The organism is Streptomyces sp. NBC_00078 (genome assembly GCF_026343335.1).
Classification (GTDB): domain Bacteria; phylum Actinomycetota; class Actinomycetes; order Streptomycetales; family Streptomycetaceae; genus Streptomyces.
On sequence record NZ_JAPELX010000001.1, the window covers coordinates 764,511 to 780,525 of the forward strand.

Genomic DNA, 16,015 nt, shown 5'->3' on the forward strand with positions numbered 1-16,015 from the left:
TCGACCAGGGGCATTGAGGGTTACCGGAATTCGGCGCGCCGCGGGGCATTTTGGGGATATTCCTCATTAATCTCCCCAACTGAACGAAGTCGATCTGTCTCAGGTCGCATCCACTTCACTCCACCGGAGATGACATGCACAAGCTTCGCAACGCTGCCGTCCTGTTCGCGGTTCTCGGGACCGTCGGACTGGCCGGCGGCGCCGCCCACGCCGACGGAGGCCAGGGCGGCGCGGGTTCGGGCGGAGGCGGCAGTCAGTACAGCGTCCTGCAGAGCACCACGTGCCGTTCGCACGACCTGAACCTCGACGTCCTCGGCCAGGTCGGGCTGCTCGACGGCGTCCTCGGCAGCGGGCTGAACGGCGAGGGCAACAGCGGCGCCCAGGACACCGGGCTGGGCTCGGACATGGGCTGCAACAACGCCGTCGGCAAGTAGGGCAGAACCTCACGGCGGTGCCCCGGCCACAAGCCGGGGCACCGCGCATTTGGTATCGGAAAACAGAAATGCCGGAACGGAAAACATCCGTTCCGGCATTCACCGACCGCGTCTCAATGTCCTGCCATCGACGCGCTGCAGCCCGGGCGCGCACCCTGACGGGCCTGCTGCGCGACCGGGCTGCCTACAGCGCTCCGGGCTTCGCTACTTGGCGGTGGCGAACGACGGCAGGAACGCGCCGAGATCGAACTCCGGCAGAACGTACTTGGGCCCCTCCTCCGACATGTCCTTCTTGGTGTCGGCCTGCGGGGTGGAGTACACCGGGAACGTCATCACGGTGCCCTGACGCGGGCCGTCGGAGTCGTCGGCGAAGCCGACGCCAACACCGAGGACGGAGAGACCCGCAACTGCGGCAGCCACGACGGCAGCGCGCTGGAACGTGCGCATGGTTTGACCCTTTCTCACCGGGCACGAAGCCCTGGACAGCTACTTGGCGTGAGGTTATACATGCAGCGAGTAGTAATTTGGGATCTTGGGCCTGTCGTTACGCCATGTCGGCCCATAATCGGGCGGCGCACCGGCGCGGCCCGGCCCGGGCTCCATCACGCCGAGGCACGCAAAAGAGGAGGGAGTCACGGCCCGTCCCGCCGGCCGCACTCACCTCCTCGGATTCGCAGTGGTCACACAGCGACGCCGCTTCTATGTCGGCGGCGACTGCGTCTCGTCGCTCGCACTCTCACGGTCGGCCTCACGTGACGCCGGAGCGACCTCACCCTCCTTCTTCAGGGCGAGTTCCCTGGCCGTCCTCTCCGAGTGCAGCCTCATCTCCGCCTCTGTCCGCAGATCGAACACCGTTGCCTCCTTGACTGTCGCGAACTTCCCTTTACCTGCACATTACCCTACCGTCGAGAGTAAAGCCACAGTCAAATGGCCGTCGTACGCAGGCAGTTGAGGCGCCGGACGAGGTGCTACTCCGGCGGCGTCGGGGTGTCGCGCGTACGGTGCATGGCCTGGACGTCGAGCTCCAGCTGGACCGTGGGTCCGACCACCGCGATGCCGCGCCCCGCCGTCCTGGAGGCCCTGTGCCTCCACGGCGGCAACAAGGCCTGCGCGGCGGCGACCCTGGGCATCGCCCGCGCCACGCTGTACCGGATGCCGCGGAGCTATCGCATCTGAAGCGGAAGATCCATCGCGGCACCGAGCCTGCGCCGCGCCGGCCCCGGACGGGCGTCAGGGGACGCCCCGTTCGGCGAGCACGTATCCCGTATCCCGTATCCCGCAGATGAACCCGACGCCACCGCCGTGATGCCCAGCAGCCACTAACCCGTCGAACCCTCGGCTCGACTCCGCCACGCGCACCGTCACCGTTCCGACCTGCCCCCTTGCACCGGGAAGGACGGTGGGCACCGCGGCGCGATGCACGTCGCCCCTGCGATCGGGCTACACCCCGGCTCGGGGGCCGCCTGTTCCGGTCATGGGCCGGTCGCCGGTCAGTCCACGGGCCATGTGTGCGCGGGCGCGTTCAGGTGCATGTAGTCCATGTACGTCGTGGTCATCCGTCGCAGCGCCTCATGGCGGTCGCCGGCGCCGGTCTTCTCCAGGTGGTGGACCGTCTCCGCCTGCCACAGGGCGCCGTTGCGGGCGGTGACACAGCGCTGCTCGATGATGCCGAGCATGGGTTCGCGCCATGTGGCGTCCAGGCCTGCCAGTTCGAGGCCCCGGTGGGCCAGGGGCAGCAGACGCCGCAACACCAGCTCCGTGACCGGCACTTCGCCGCTGCCGGGCCAGTACAGGCGGGCTTCGATGCCGTCGCGGGCCGCGGCGTGCAGGTTCTCCTCGGCGACCGAGAAGGACATCCGTGACCACACCGGGCGGTCCTCGTCGACGAGGGCGCGGGTCAGGCCGTAGTAGAAGGCGCCGTTGGCGATGATGTCGGCCACGGTGGGGCCTGCGGGCAGGACGCGGTTCTCGATGCGCAGATGCGGGCCGCTGTCGGTGACGGCGTAGACGGGCCGGTTCCACCGGTAGATCGTGCCGTTGTGGAGCGTCAGTTCGCCCAGTTGCGGAACGCCGCCGCCGTCCAGCGCCTCCTGCGGGTCCTCTTCGTCACACAGGGGCAAAAGCGCCGGGAAGTAGCGGACGTTCTCCTCGAAGAGGTCGAAGACGCTGGTGATCCACCGCTCCCCGAACCACACCCGGGGCCGTACTCCCTGAGCCTTGATCTCCTGGGGCCGGGTGTCGGTGGCCTGCTCGAACAGGGGGATACGGGTCTCGCGCCACAGCTCCCTGCCGAAAAGGAAGGGCGAGTTGGCCGCCAGGGCGATCTGCACACCCGCGACGGCCTGCGCCGCGTTCCAGTAGTCCGCGAACTCCTTGGGGGCGACCTGCAGATGGAACTGGGTGCTCGTGCAGGCGGCCTCCGGGGTGATGGCGTCGGCGTACATCGACAGCCGCTCCACGCCGTCCACCCGGATCCGCAGGTCCTCGCCCCGTGCCGCGAAGATCTGCTCGTTGAGCAGTCGATAGCGCGGATCGCCGGACAGGGCGGACTCGCCCACGTGCGACTCCCCCAGGGTCGGCAGAATCCCGATCATGATCAGGTGTGCGCCCACGGCAGCGGCGCGTTCCTCGGCGTGGTTGAGGGCGTCGCGGATCGCCTGCTCCCAGGAGCCGGGGCCGCCCGCCGTGAGCTGCCGGGGCGGGAGGTTGATCTCCAGGTTGAAGCGGCCCAGCTCGCTCGACCAGGCGGGGTCGGCGATCGCCTGCAGCACATCGGTGTTCCGCATCGCGGGCAGCCCGTCACCGTCCACCAGGTTGAGCTCGATCTCCAGCCCGACCTGGGGGCGCTCACTCTCGAAGCCCGACTCGCGCAGCATCTGCGCGAGCACGTCGAGGCAGGTGTGCATCTTCTCCCGGTACTGACGGCGGTCCTCCCGCGTGAAGACCAGGGCCGGTACGTCTCGTCCCATCGGGCCCTCCGGAGTCCCCTCGGCGGATACCTCCCGTCCAAGCGTCCCACCTCGAACCCTTCCGGCACACCCGGCGACGCGGCGGTCACGGAACGCGCTCACGGGTACGACAGAGGGTGAATGGCGCGGCAACTGTGCTGAACTCGGTCGACACCACGAGGGGACAGGCCCGATGAGCAGACCGCAGTCCGAGTTCCACCGTCCCGAAGCCCCCTGGCGCCGGCCGCCCGGGTCGCCCGACGGCGTCTGGGAACAGGTGCTGGCGGAGGATCCGGACAGCGAGGACGCGACCGTGCTCCAGCGGTACGAGCCGGAGACGGACACCAGCGCGCAAGGGCCCGTCCGTCACGACTTCTTCGAGGAGGTGTACGTCGTCGAGGGTTCCCTGACCGACCTGCGCCTGGGCGAGACGTTCACCGCGGGGATGTACGCCTACCGGCATCCGGGAATGGAGCACGGTCCGTGGACGAGCACGGAGGGCGTACTGATGCTCGTCAGGCGAGGGCGCCCCTGACGGCGGCGAGCACGGTACGCCGATGGCGGTTGAAAAACGTTCCAGAGGCCGCCGGGGGTAGACTTGCGTCGCCTGTCCAGACCACGTCGCGCCTGGCCGCACGGCTGTCACAGCGAGGGGGTGGACGCCATTCCGGTTCGCCCCGCCCGCATCCAGGACGTCGCAGCCGCCGCCGGGGTCTCGGTGTCCACGGTGTCGAACGTGCTGAACCGCCCGGAGCGAGTCAACGCCCGCACCGCCGAGCGGGTCCGCGACGCGGTGGCGGCACTCGACTACGTCCCGCATCCGGGCGCCGCCGGACTGCGCACGGGACACACCTCCTCCATCGGCCTGGTCCTGCCCGACGTGACCAACTCCTTCTACGCGCGCATCGCCCGCGGGGCCGCCGACGCGGCGTACGACCACGGCTATGCGCTGGTGCTCTGCCACAGCGGGGACCAACCGGAGCGTGAGCAGGGCTACTTCAGCATGCTGGTCGAACAGCGGTCCGTCGGCGTCGTGGTCGTCCCGCTCAGCGCCGACCCCACCCGGCTGTCACGGCTGCGCGAGCGGGGCATCCCGCTGGTTCTGGCGGACCGTGCGATACCGGCCCAGGACGGCTGTTCCGTCTCCGTCGACGACATCGCCGGCGGCCGTGCCGCCGTGCAGCACCTCCTGGACTGCGGGGCGCGCGACATCCTGGTGGTGAACGGGGAGCGCGCGATACGGCAGTGCGCGGACCGGTACCAGGGCGCCCGGCAGGCCGTGCGCAGCCGACGTGAGGCGCGGCTGGGGCAGGTGGTCGCCGAGGAGATGACGGTGGCGTACGGCACGGACATCGCCCGTGAACTCGGCGATCTGCCCGACGGGGTGTTCTGCACCAACGACTTCCTCGCCGCCGGGCTGTGCCGCGGGCTGGCCGAGCGGGGCGTGAAGGTTCCCGAGGACGTACAGGTGGTCGGGTACGGCGACCTCGACATCGCGAGTTTCGTGGGGACGACCCTGACGACGGTCCGGCAGCCCGTCGAGGATCTCGGCAGGGCGGCCGTGGAGATGCTGCTCGACGAGGTGGAGGCCCGCGCCGAACACACCCATGAGGCAAGGGTGTTCGCGCCCGGCCTGGTCCTGCGGGACTCCACCCTGTCACTTTCCGCCGACTGAGCCCCGGCTGCGCAGCGTCACCGGTCCCAGCAGGCCCGAGGTGAGCTGGGACGGGAACGCCCAGGCGGTCGGAGTTGCTGCGGCGAGATACGGGGCCAGCGTGTTGTGGACGGTCACGTCGATCCTTACGGTGCGCCCGGCGGCCCCTCGCAGCGCGAAACGGTAGGGAGCGCAGAACGCCTCGCCGACGGGTTCGCCGTCGACACGGACCGCGACACTGCCACGCACCCGTCCCAGATCGAGTTCCGGGTCCGGCCCGGCAGGCACGTCCACGTCGCGCGAGTACATGACTCCGCCGCTCCAGCTGCCCAGTCCCAGCGCCCCCCACTCCCCCAGCTCGATCGGCGCCGGCACGGTATGGACACGCACCGGCCCGCGCCAGGCCGAGCCGCCCCGCATCAGAGCCGTGGGCGCGGTGACGACCTCGAACTCCGTTGCCTCCCGGAGAGGTTGAGGTAGCGTCAGTGTCTCTCCGACGAGCGATAGTTCGGCTTCGTCTGCGACTTTGACCCGCGCGGGCAGCTCCAGCGGGAGATCGAGCGCGACGGTGCCCGAAGGCGCGGTGAAGCTGAAACGCTGGGCGCGCTCGCGGACGTCGTCGGTGGACCGCAGCGGCAGTACGGGGGTGCCGAGCACGGGTGCGCCGGTGAGCCATTCGGTGTCCGGCAGCGGGTGCGGCCTTACCGCGGCATGGCAGTGCTGCAACTCCCCCCACCTGCCCTCGTGTTCGACGGTGCGTCCACGCCACGCGCCCGTCTCGGCCTGCCAGCCGGCTCCGCTGACCAGCGCGGTCGCCGCGGACCCCGAGCGGGCCACGAAGTCGACGAACACCGCGTCCCGTTCGCGGGCGCTGTCGGCCACGACGTCGAGCACGTGATCACCCGCCCCGAGGGGCAGTTCATGGCGGAAGAACATCGGCACCGCGCCCCAGTCGGACTCGTAGTACTCCACCTTCTCCTGCCTCGCCACGACGGCACCGTCGAGCAGCACCGTGACCCCCACGGCGGCACCCACCACGAGCACGGCTCGCGCACCGTCGTCCGCAGCGCGCAGGCGTCCGCGGTAGGTGACCCCGCCGTCAGGTCGTACACCCTCGGGCAGACACATGAACCGGGGACGCCGTGCGAACCCGTCCGGGCGCGACAGACAGAAGTAACTGCCCAGTGGGGCATGCGCTTTGGCCGAGATCAGCGACGGGCGGTCCTCGGCGTCGGACAGCTCGTACTCCAGGACGTTGCGGCGCTGTTCCACCTGCACGCGGGCGGACGCCAGATACCCGCTGCCCGATTCCTGCCGCTCGCCGTTCCACCACACGCGCTTGGCCGCCGCCGCGCCCACATGCAGATCGGCCGGCCCCCGGTGGCCCGTCTCGACGATCGTCCGGACGCGCGCGACGGTGTGCGGACCCGGCACCGGGACACGCACGAACTCCTCCGTCACGAGCCCCTTGTTGCCCAGCAGGCCGTCCGGATCGAGGATGCCGCGGCTCGACGAGAACAGCGCCACGGCCCAGCTCTCGTCCCAGGGCACCAGCGGCAGCTCTCCGGCCAGCACCCGTGCGACGGACGCGGGGTCCAGCGCTTCGGGGGCCTTCGCGGCGTGCATCGGGGGCAGAACGCGCGCCCGGTTGCCGTACGTCGCCCGAATCTCCTCCCAGGGCGCGTCAGTCGCATCGGACTCGGTCCACCGCACGGTCCAGATCTGCGGCACGTCGACGGACGACGCGGCGGGCAGCGCAAGGTCGCCCCAGGTGTTGTCCATGGTGGCCACCAGGCGGCCTTCCCAGCCGTTCGACACGTCGACGGTCCGGGCCGGGCGGGGTGCCGGCGTGGGCGTCGGTGCCGTCGGGGTGCCCTCGCGCCATACGGCCAGTACGGCTGGGGCGCCTTCCAGTTGCACCTCGATGGTCGAGACGCCTGCGCAGACGGTGACGCGCGCGGGGCGCCGGGTGCCGGTCGCCGGGTTCCACACCTCGGCCTCGGCGACGGGGGCGGGCACGGTGACGGACCTGGTGGGGGCGTAGCGGGCCGGGTCGATGTCATGGTTGCCCCTGGGGGGATGCGTACGGGCGTCCGGGAAGGCCCCGGTCACCAGGGCGATCGCCGTCTCGCCGTTCCTCCTGACGAGGAGCGGGACGTCACCCGTCGCGTTTCCGGCGGTGCCGGCCACGGCTGCCGCCGCGGCCTCGGCGCCGCTCGCGCGCTCCAGCCTCCGGTGCGCGCTCAGCGCCGCTACGACGGTGTCGTCACCGGCGAGGCCGGCCGCGGCCTCGGGCGGACGGCCCAGGGCCACCACCCGGCCGCCGGCGTCGAGCAGTTCGGTGAGCCGTCGCGCCGTATCCTCCTCCAGGACGCTCACGGAGGGCAGCAGTACCGCGGTGTAGGCCAGGCCTTCGGCGCGCGGGTCCCCGATGCGCAGGGCGCCGTCGGCGGCTACGGCCCGCTGCACCGAGGAGTCGTCGATGACATCGAAGGAGACGCGGTGCCGGTCCAGGGCCCCGACGCGGGGCCGCAGCCAGTTGTTGGTGCCGCACAGGTCCAGGTAGTGCTCCTGCGTCTCGTCCACGCCGGCGTGCCCCTCGCCGAGGCGTCCGTCGCCGAAGTGCTTGATGGGCGCGTCCAACGGGATGAGGGCCTGCATGGTGGCGGTGGGGTGCAGGACGGCCACGTCGGCGCTGTAGGTGCCCCAGGACATGAGGGAGCAGATCCGGGCGACGGCCCGCGAGAACGCGGGGTACTGCTGCCAGTAGGGCTGGCGCCAGTCGGTGGACGGCGGCGCCCACTCGAACCAGCCGCCCGCGGTGCCGAAGTAACTGGCGTGCGGGTTGTACAGGTTGGCGCCGCTGCGCAGGAACGGCAGGAGCCAGTCGTAGGTGTCCTCCAGGGTGCCGCCCCAGCCGGAGGAGTGGAACGCCTCGATCCAGACGCGCTCGTGCCCGTAGAGGTGCGCCATGGAGGAGTGGACCTTGGAATCTCCGTGGTGGTCGCTGCCCGCGGCGCCGTACCAGCGGTGCGTGCGGAAGTAGTCCGTGTAGATCTGTGTGGACTGGGCGGGGTGGCCGGAGCGCGCGGGGTGGCTCTGGTCGCAGCCGATGAGCATGCCGCGTTCGTCGTGCCAGGCGGCGAGGGGTTTGAACAGGGCCTCTTCGGTGAGTTCGGCGCGGACCGCGTAGTAGTCGGCGCGGATCTTCGCCGCCCCCGCCTGCTCTTCGCGGAGGGCTGCCGTCTCCTCGAAGAGGACCGGCAGGTGGTCGAGCAGGTCGTAGCCGCGGCGGGCGCGAAACTCCCCCAGGAAGCGGCGGCTGAAGGAGTTGGTGCCGGGCAGTTCGTCCTGGAAGCTGCCCGCGACGACATTGCCCAGGTACTCGGGGACCCGGCGGTCGAACTCGTGGTGGACGGCGTCCATCAGCAGGCCGACGGCCGACGGGTCCAGGTAGTCGAAGGCCGTGGGGACGGCGGTGACGAGCTGGATCTCACTGCCCTCCGCGGCGGCGATCCGCTGAGTACGGCTGCCGGCACCGGGGTCGGTGCCGGTGTACGCGCCGGGGTCGGTGCCGGGATCGGTGTCGGGCAGGCGGCGGCCGTCCGTGGTGTACGCGCCCACCAGGGTCTCCGAACTCCGCAGCGCGACGGCGCCCTTGGCGACCGTCGCGCGGCAGGTGCGCAGGGCGAGGCCTGCCGCCTCGGGCCGCCGACGCGTGACGCCGCCCTGGACGTTGGCGCCCGAGAACCCGATCTGGTCGTAGAACCACAGGCGTGTGCCCAGCTCACGGCCGACCCTGCAGGCGTCGGTGAAGCGTTCCCACCACTCCTCGCCGAACCACGCCGGTTCGTCGGCCCGGGCGCCGAAACCCGGCCCGGCCGGTGCCAGGTTGATCACCACGAGATTGTGGACGCCGCCGTCGGCGAACCTGCGCATCTGCCAGGTGAGACGCTCGCGGGTGACCTTCGCACCCGACCACCACCACAGCGGCGTGGGGCCGAAGTCCCGGGGCGGATCCTCGAACAGCTGCTGCAGGGACGGCGAGATCACGGCTGCGGTCCTTCCGAGTTCGGCCCGGACACCTTCACGGATCTGAAAAACGTTTTACATGCACTTCACCGTAGACAAGCTGCGGCATCCGCGCCAGACATACGGCGGCGACCCCACGGACCCGGCGTTTCCCGTGGATGTGCGCAAGAGGTCTTGTTGTAACGTTTTTTGAACCCTATATTCACCGCAGCCCGGCCCAGAGCCGCGACGCTCCCCTCCGCTCGGCCCATCCCCAGACGACGGAGTCGCATCATGGTCCGAACCCCGACTGTCCCCGAACGCTCCGAACAACCCATCCCCTGGCGGCTGTGGAAGGTCGCGGCCCTGTCGGGCATGGCGTCCTACCTCGACGCCGCTCTCATCGTCAGCATCGCAGTCAACCTGTCCATCTACCGCGACAGTTACGACATGGGCGTGTGGATGGCGGGCGCGATCAGCGCGATCGTCACCGGCTGCATCGCCGTCGGCTCCCTCGTCGGCGGACGGCTGGCCGACATGTTCGGGCGCCGCCGTGTCTACAACTGGGACATCTTCTGCTTCGCGCTGGGCGCGATCGTCATCACCCTGGCGCCGAACGACATCGTGCTCTTCTGCGGTGTGCTCGTGGCCGGCCTCGCGGCCGGCGCCGATCTGCCGACGTCCCTGGCCGTGGTCTCGGACGCCGCGCCCGTCGAAGGCCGGGCACGCCTCGTGTCCTTCACCCAGGTCATGTGGGTGGCCGGCATCGTCGTAGTGATCTTCCTCGGCTACCTCCTGTCGGACTCGGGCATGGTCGGGGCGCGGCTCATCACCGGCCATCTGGCCGTCGCCGCACTGGTCACCTGGCAGCTCCGCTCCCGTCTGCGGCCCGACGCCGAACCGCCGGACACGGAGGTGACCCGGGAACCGGCCGCGGCGCCCGCACCGGGCGGCACCGAGCTCAGGAACGTGTGGAACCGAGCCGCGCTGTTGCCGATGGCCGCTACCTTCGCCTACTACGTCACCTGGGGCGTCGGCGCCAACACCTTCGGCCAGTTCGGCACCTATCTGCTGGTCACGGTGAGCGGCGCCTCGCAGAGCCTGGCCACCGGGATCAACCTCGCCTTCCTCCCGATCGCCCTGGTGCTGACCTTCGTCTTCGTCCGGATCGCCGACACCCCCTGGCGCGACCGGCTGTTCTACGTGTTCACCGTCGTGCAGGTCGCCGCCTTCTGCGTCGCCTCCCTCACGGCCGGTGCCCTCGTCGGCATGCTCGTCTTCTTCGTGCTCTACCAGATCTCCAACCCCTTTGCCGGGGAGGCCAGTTACAAGGTGTGGTCGCAGCTCACGCTGCCCCCGGACACCCGCGGCACCACCCAGGGCCTCACCTACGCCGTTTCGCGCGGAGTCTTCGCGGGCGTCGCGTTCGTCACGCCCGCCCTGATGGAGTACAGCGCGTCCGTCCTGCTCTGGTCGATCACCGCCTGCATGGCGGCGTCGGCGTTCGCGGGCGTCTACATCGTCCGTGTGCTCCTGCGGCGTTCCCCCGACGCCGCTGCCGCTCCGGCGGATCTGGGAGCGGCCCGGGCGTGAATCCGAAGCGGACCTCAGAAGGAGCACCCAGAGCCATGACGACCGCCGAACACTCCACGCGCATCCGGGAGTTGCTCCCGCCGGTGCCCCGCCGCCGCACCCGCATCGGCCTGGTGGCCGGCGGACTCGGCACGTACTGGCCGCAGTTCCCCGGTCTCCTTCCCCAGCTGAAGGAGTCGGCCGCACACGTCGCCGAACGCCTGCGGCGGATGGACGCCGAGGTGACCGACGTCGGATTCGTCTCGGACGCCGAGGAGGGGGCCGTCGCCGCCGAGGAGCTGCGCCGGGCCGACTGCGACCTGATCGTGCTCTTCGTGACGACGTATCTGACCTCGTCGATGGTGCTGCCGGTCGCCCGGCGTTCACACACGCCCGTGCTGGTCATCGACCTGCAACCGTCCGAGCGGATGGACCACGCCTCCTTCGGCACCGGTGACTGGCTGGCCTACTGCGCGCAGTGCTCCGTCCCCGAGATCGGCAACGTCTTCCGCCGTGCCGGCATCCCCTTCCGGTCGGTCTCGGGCTGGCTGCACCAGGATTCCGCCTGGCGGCGCATCGAGCAGTGGATCCGCGCCGCACACGTCCGTGCCGCACTCAGGCACGCCCGGCACGGGCTGATGGGGCACCTGTATCCCGGCATGCTCGACGTCTCGACCGATCCGACCCTGCTGTCGACGACGTTCGGCTCGCACGTCGAGGTACTGGAGTTCGACGACCTGAGGCACCGGGTGGAGAAGGTGACCGAGGCGGAGACCCGCGACCGCATGGCGCTCGCCCGCCAGGTCTTCACCCTCGACGAGAGCGTGGTGGACGAGGACTTCGCGTGGGGGGCGACCGTGTCCGTCGCCCTCGACCGGCTCGTGGCGGACTTCGGCCTCGACACGCTCGCCTACTACCACCGCGGCCTCGACGGCGAGCTGCACGAACGGCTGGGCGCGGGCATGATCCTGGGCGCCTCCCTGCTCACCGCCCGGGGCGTGCCCGCCGCCGGTGAGTACGAACTGCGCACCAGTGTCGCCCAGTTGGCCTCGCAGAGTGTCGGCGGCGGGGGTTCCTTCACCGAGATCCAGGCTTTGAACTTCGAGGACGGTGTGGTGGAGATGGGGCACGACGGGCCGGCCCACCTGGCCGTGAGCGCCCGTGACCCGTTGCTGCGGGGCCTCGGCGTCTATCACGGCAAGCGCGGCTGGGGCGTCAGCGTGGAGTTCGACGTGCGGCACGGCCCGGTCACCCTCCTCGCACTCGGCCAGGACGCCGACGGCAGCCTGTCGTTCATCACCTCCGAGGGCACCGTCGTCCCCGGCCCCCTGCTGGAGATCGGCAACACCACCAGCCGCGTGGACTTCGGCCGCGATCCGGGCGAGTGGGTCGACGCGTGGAGTGCCACGGGCACCGGCCATCACTGGTCCCTCGCCCTCGGCAGGCACACCGCCGACTTCCGGGCCGCGGCGAGCCTGCTCGGCATCGACCACAGAGAGGTGTGAGCGGGCCGGGCGCCCGGGTGAGCAGCACCGCCCCGCCCGGTGTCCCCGAACTCCCCTTTTTCGTGCCCGTGCGTTGCGCCGTGAGCCTGATCCGCAGCCCGTGCCACGGCAAGGCGCCGCGCCAGCACGCGGTCCGGCAGAGAAGGTGGGCAGCCCCGTCGCCGTACGACACCGCGACGTCCCACCGTTTCTTGGAGAGCTTCTTGCGCCTGCACCCTGTCGCGGCTGCCCTGGCCTCGGCCGCCCTGCTGGCCCCAGCGGCCCAGGCTGCGTCCTCCACTCCGTCCCCGGCCGAGTCCTCACGGGCCGCGGCGGATCCGGCCGGCTACGTCAACCCGTTCGTCGGCACAGCGCCGGGCGGCACGGACTTCGGGCACGGCGGAGGGGCCGGGAACACCTTCCCCGGTGCCTCGGCGGCGCTGGGCGGGGTCCAGTGGAGCCCCGACACGGTCACGCACCAGCACGGCGGATACGCGTACAAGGACAACCGGATCCGGGGCTTCAGCCTCACTCACATCTCCGGCGCCGGCTGCAGCGACTACGGCAATGTGCCGTTCATGCCGCTCACCGGCCGCCCGGACGCGGACCCAGCCGCTCGCTTCGCCACCTTCTCCCACGCCAACGAACAGGCGTCGCCGGGCAGTTACGGTGTCACGTTCGACAACGGCATCCGTACGCGGATCTCGGTCACCCAGCGCTCCGGCATCGCCCGCTTCACCTATCCCTCAAGCGCCGCGCAGCCGGCCGGGCTGACCGTTGATGCGGGCCGGGCGTTCAACAAGGCATCCGGAAGGATCACCGTCGGCTCGCGCACCCTGTCCGGATACACCGACAGTGGCGGCTTCTGCCGCTCCTCGAACCGCTATCGGCTCTACTTCCACGTCGTCTTCGACCACCCCTTCGCCCATACCGAGGCCCTGGACGGGAAGACGTCCGGCGCGTATGTCTCCTTCGCGCCCGGAATCCGTACGGTGACCGCCCGGGTGGGCGTGTCGTTCGTCGACGTCGCCGCTGCCCGCCGCAACGCCGTCGTGGAGCAGGGCGGTGGCTCGTACGACGTCGTCCGGCGTGCCGCGCGCAACCGGTGGAACGAGTGGCTCGGCAGGATCGCCGTCCGCGGCGGCACCGAGGTCCAGCGCCGGGTGTTCTACACCGCGCTCTACCATGCGCTGCTGCACCCGAGCGTCTTCAGCGACACCGACGGCCGCTACCGGGGGATGGACGGCCGGGTCCACCGCACCCGGCCCGGGCACGTGCAGTACGCGAACTATTCCGGCTGGGACGTCTACCGTTCGCAGGTCCAGCTACTGGCGCTCCTCGCGCCGCGCGAGGCGTCCGACGTCGCCCGGTCGATCCTCGAACAGGGCCGCCAGGCCGGGTACTTCGACCGGTGGACGCTGGCGAACGGCGGTACCGGCGTCATGGTCGGCGATCCGCTGCCTGCCATCGCCGCCGCGATCCACGCCTTCGGCGGCACGGACTTCGACGCCGAGGCGCTGCTGCGCACGGCCGTGGCGGGCCGGCAGGACGACCGGCAGCGACCGGGGCACCAGCAGTACGACAGCCTGGGTTACGTCCCGGCCGGGGCCAAGGGCGTCTGGGGCAGCGCGTCCACCACGCTGGAGTACGCCGTGGCCGACGCCGCACTCGCCCATCTCGCCGGGCGCCTCGGCGAATCGGACACCCAGGCCGCCCTCACGCGCGCCGCCGGCAACTGGCGCCATCTGTTCAACCCGGCGAGCGGCTATCTGCAACCCCGCGCGGCCGACGGTACCTGGCCGCCGTTCACGCCCGCCCAGCGCGGGGACTACGTCGAGGGCAACGCGGCGCAGTACACGTGGATGGTCCCGCACGACCTGCCCGCCCTGTTCGCCGCGATGGGCGGTGACGCCGAGGTCACGTCGCGTCTGGACACCTTCTTCACGCAGCTCAACGCGGGGGCCGAGAAGCCGTACGCCTATCTCGGCAACGAGCCCTCCTTCAACGTCCCTTGGGCCTACGACTACGTGGGCCGCCCCGACCGCACCCGGGCGACCGTGCGGCGTGCCCTGGTCGCCCTGTTCGCCGACCGGCCCGACGGTCTCGTGGGCAACGACGACCTGGGAGCGATGTCGTCCTGGGCCGTCTGGGCCTGCCTCGGCATGTACCCGCAGATCCCGGGAAGCCCCCAACTCGCCCTGGCCAGCCCCCTTTTCCCCGCCGCCACGGTGCGTCGCGGCAACGGGGTCACCCTGACCGTCCTGGCGCCCGGCGCGTCGGCGGAGAACACCCGCGTGCGATCGCTGAGGCTCGACGGACACCCCGTCAGCACCTCTTTCCTTCCCGACGACTTCACGACCAGGAGCGGTGTGCTGCGCTACCGGCTGGCCTCTCCCTGACCGCGTCCGACGTCCACGGCCCCGGACGTGGGACGGCCCGTCGGCGTCGCGGCGTCACGCACGCAGGTGGCGCAGGGCTCGCGCGGCGGCGTGGGCTCCGCACATTCCGTGTGCGCCGGCGCCGGGCGGGGTGGCCGCGGAGCACAGATAGTGGCCGGGCACCCCCGTGTCGTACGGCTGCAGGGTGGGGCGTGGTCCGAGGACGAGCTGCGGGAAGTCCGTGGCGCCGGTCATGATGTCGCCGCCGACGAAGTTGGGGTTGTACTCGGCGAACCCGCGCGTGGTGCGTACCGCGGTGGCGACGATGCGGTCCCGGAAGCCGGGGGCGAACCGCTCGATCTGCGCGATGACCGCCGACCTGGCGTCACCGGTGTAGCCGTGCGGGACATGGGCGTACGACCACACGGGGTGAACGTCGCCGACCGAGCGCGAGGGGTCGGCCAGATACTGCTGTCCGACCAGGACGAAGGGGCGGGCCGGCATCCGCCCGGCGTGGATGTCCCGCTCCGCGGCGGCGATCTGCGCGTACGTGCCGCCGACGTGCACCGTCCCCGCCCGCCGCGCCGCCTCGGCCCGCCAGGGCACTCCGTGCTCGACCGCGAAGTCGACCTTGAAGGCACCCGGTCCGTGCCGGTAGCGCCGGTAGGCGCGGGCGATACGGACCGGCAGCAGATCGCCGAGGACGTCGGCGAGAGCCCTGGGCGCCACGTCCCAGACGGTCACGTCCGCGCGCGGAAGCTGGGCGACGGTCCGCACCCGCACGCCGGTCTCGATCTTCCCGCCGAGTTCGAGCAGGAGGGCCGCCAGGGCGTCGGTGATGCGGCGCGAGCCTCCCACGGCGACCGCCCAGCCGTAGCGGTGTCCCGCGGTGACGACGCCCAGCCCGATGCTCGCGCTGAACGGCCGCTCCAGCGGATGGAAGGCGTGCGCCGCGGCCCCGCCCCACAGCCCCCGGGCCTCCTCCGTCCTGAACACCTTCGCCAGCAGCGACGCCGGGGCGAGCGCGGGAACGCCGAAGCGGGCGAGCCGGACCGGGTGCCGGGGCAGGCGCAGAAGCGGGCCCATGATGTCGTCGCCGAAGGTGTCGTACGCCGCTGAAGGGCCCTGGAACAGCCGACGCCAGACTCGGCCGTCGGCGCCGAGACCGGCGGCGGTCCGGGCGACCGAGCGGTGCAGCACCCCGGCCGTGCCACCGTCCAGCGGATGCACGCAGTCGATGTCCGGCCACGCCCAGCGCAGACCGTGACGGTCGAGGCCCAGCTCGTTCAGGAACGACGAGCCCACGGCCATGGGATGGATGGCCGAGCAGTGATCGTGCAGCAGCCCCGGCACGGTCGCCTCGCCGGAACGGGTGCCGCCACCGATCGTGTCCGCCGCCTCCAGCACGGTGACCCGCACACCGGCGCGAGCCAGGGCTACGGCGGCGGCCAGACCGTTGGGCCCGGCTCCCACGACGGTCGCGGTGGTCATCTCCACCTGCCTCTCCGCAGGTCTCCACCTTGCCTGCGATCCC

Annotated in this window: 12 protein-coding genes and 1 pseudogene; 7 read left to right on the forward strand and 6 right to left on the reverse strand. The window is 71.1% G+C overall.

Translation table 11 applies throughout. The features are described 5' to 3' along the window. Positions 1 to 134 precede the first annotated feature (134 nt). On the forward strand, positions 135 to 434 hold the full coding sequence (locus OOK07_RS03580) for a hypothetical protein (RefSeq protein WP_266676877.1): 300 nt from the start codon (positions 135 to 137) through the stop codon (positions 432 to 434). Positions 435 to 638: 204 nt separating this feature from the next. Here the strand turns inward: OOK07_RS03580 and OOK07_RS03585 are convergent, their stop codons facing one another. From OOK07_RS03585 to OOK07_RS43605, 3 genes and pseudogenes are all read right to left on the reverse strand, one after another. Beyond that, entirely contained in the window at positions 639 to 881 is a 243-nt protein-coding gene (locus OOK07_RS03585) for a hypothetical protein (RefSeq protein ID WP_266676878.1), read from the reverse strand. A gap of 252 nt (positions 882 to 1,133) precedes the next feature. Beyond that, positions 1,134 to 1,286 carry a hypothetical protein gene (locus OOK07_RS03590; protein ID WP_266794943.1) on the reverse strand — a complete coding sequence of 51 codons (153 nt, stop codon included), beginning with the start codon at positions 1,284 to 1,286 and terminating at the stop codon, positions 1,134 to 1,136. Between the two features lie 116 nt (positions 1,287 to 1,402). Next, positions 1,403 to 1,495, reverse strand: a pseudogene (locus OOK07_RS43605) (YceI family protein); the annotation flags it as partial. Between OOK07_RS43605 and OOK07_RS03595 the strand changes: the two are divergent. Beyond that, positions 1,488 to 1,610, forward strand: coding sequence for a helix-turn-helix domain-containing protein (locus OOK07_RS03595; RefSeq protein WP_323178067.1), 123 nt, complete (start codon positions 1,488 to 1,490; stop codon positions 1,608 to 1,610). The pseudogene OOK07_RS43605 and the gene OOK07_RS03595 overlap by 8 nt on opposite strands. A 314-nt stretch (positions 1,611 to 1,924) precedes the next feature. On the opposite strand, the gene OOK07_RS03600 is transcribed toward OOK07_RS03595, so the two are convergent. Continuing rightward, positions 1,925 to 3,403, reverse strand: a complete 1,479-nt coding sequence (locus tag OOK07_RS03600; protein WP_266676880.1) for a glutamate-cysteine ligase family protein — start codon at positions 3,401 to 3,403, stop codon at positions 1,925 to 1,927. A gap of 172 nt (positions 3,404 to 3,575) precedes the next feature. Here OOK07_RS03600 and OOK07_RS03605 point away from each other — a divergent pair, with 172 nt between their 5' ends. Together OOK07_RS03605 and OOK07_RS03610 are read left to right on the forward strand one after the other, a co-directional pair. Further along, positions 3,576 to 3,917, forward strand: coding sequence for a cupin domain-containing protein (locus tag OOK07_RS03605; RefSeq protein ID WP_266676881.1), 342 nt, complete (start codon positions 3,576 to 3,578; stop codon positions 3,915 to 3,917). A gap of 120 nt (positions 3,918 to 4,037) precedes the next feature. Next, a complete protein-coding gene (locus tag OOK07_RS03610; protein ID WP_266794944.1) occupies positions 4,038 to 5,057 on the forward strand; it encodes a LacI family DNA-binding transcriptional regulator in 1,020 nt (339 codons plus the stop codon). Here OOK07_RS03610 and OOK07_RS03615 read toward each other — a convergent pair. After that, a complete protein-coding gene (locus tag OOK07_RS03615) occupies positions 5,040 to 9,089 on the reverse strand; it encodes a glycosyl hydrolase family 2 protein (RefSeq protein ID WP_266794945.1) in 4,050 nt (1,349 codons plus the stop codon). The genes OOK07_RS03610 and OOK07_RS03615 overlap by 18 nt on opposite strands. 252 nt (positions 9,090 to 9,341) lie before the next feature. Between OOK07_RS03615 and OOK07_RS03620 the strand changes: the two genes are divergently transcribed. From OOK07_RS03620 to OOK07_RS03630, 3 genes are all read left to right on the forward strand, one after another. Next, complete coding sequence (locus tag OOK07_RS03620) at positions 9,342 to 10,640, forward strand: MFS transporter (protein ID WP_266676884.1); 1,299 nt, start codon at positions 9,342 to 9,344, stop codon at positions 10,638 to 10,640. 35 nt (positions 10,641 to 10,675) lie between these two features. Continuing rightward, complete coding sequence (locus tag OOK07_RS03625; RefSeq protein WP_266794946.1) at positions 10,676 to 12,124, forward strand: L-fucose/L-arabinose isomerase family protein; 1,449 nt, start codon at positions 10,676 to 10,678, stop codon at positions 12,122 to 12,124. A 203-nt stretch (positions 12,125 to 12,327) separates the two neighbouring features. Next, positions 12,328 to 14,502 carry a GH92 family glycosyl hydrolase gene (locus tag OOK07_RS03630; RefSeq protein WP_266794947.1) on the forward strand — a complete coding sequence of 725 codons (2,175 nt, stop codon included), beginning with the start codon at positions 12,328 to 12,330 and terminating at the stop codon, positions 14,500 to 14,502. 54 nt (positions 14,503 to 14,556) lie between these two features. Here OOK07_RS03630 and OOK07_RS03635 read toward each other — a convergent pair whose 3' ends face one another. Then, positions 14,557 to 15,972, reverse strand: a complete 1,416-nt coding sequence (locus tag OOK07_RS03635) for a phytoene desaturase family protein (RefSeq protein ID WP_266794948.1) — start codon at positions 15,970 to 15,972, stop codon at positions 14,557 to 14,559. Positions 15,973 to 16,015: the final 43 nt, after the last annotated feature.

What these genes read in the sequence shown, in the direction of transcription:
- OOK07_RS03620 (WP_266676884.1), top strand. Translation starts at nt 9,342, where the DNA reads ATGGTCCGAACCCCGACTGTCCCCGAACGCTCCGAACAACCCATCCCC.
- OOK07_RS03635 (WP_266794948.1), bottom strand. Translation starts at nt 15,972, where the DNA reads ATGACCACCGCGACCGTCGTGGGAGCCGGGCCCAACGGTCTGGCCGCC.
- OOK07_RS03605 (WP_266676881.1), top strand. Translation starts at nt 3,576, where the DNA reads ATGAGCAGACCGCAGTCCGAGTTCCACCGTCCCGAAGCCCCCTGGCGC.
- OOK07_RS03580 (WP_266676877.1), top strand. Translation starts at nt 135, where the DNA reads ATGCACAAGCTTCGCAACGCTGCCGTCCTGTTCGCGGTTCTCGGGACC.
- OOK07_RS03625 (WP_266794946.1), top strand. Translation starts at nt 10,676, where the DNA reads ATGACGACCGCCGAACACTCCACGCGCATCCGGGAGTTGCTCCCGCCG.
- OOK07_RS03585 (WP_266676878.1), bottom strand. Translation starts at nt 881, where the DNA reads ATGCGCACGTTCCAGCGCGCTGCCGTCGTGGCTGCCGCAGTTGCGGGT.
- OOK07_RS03595 (WP_323178067.1), top strand. Translation starts at nt 1,488, where the DNA reads ATGCCGCGCCCCGCCGTCCTGGAGGCCCTGTGCCTCCACGGCGGCAAC.
- OOK07_RS03600 (WP_266676880.1), bottom strand. Translation starts at nt 3,403, where the DNA reads ATGGGACGAGACGTACCGGCCCTGGTCTTCACGCGGGAGGACCGCCGT.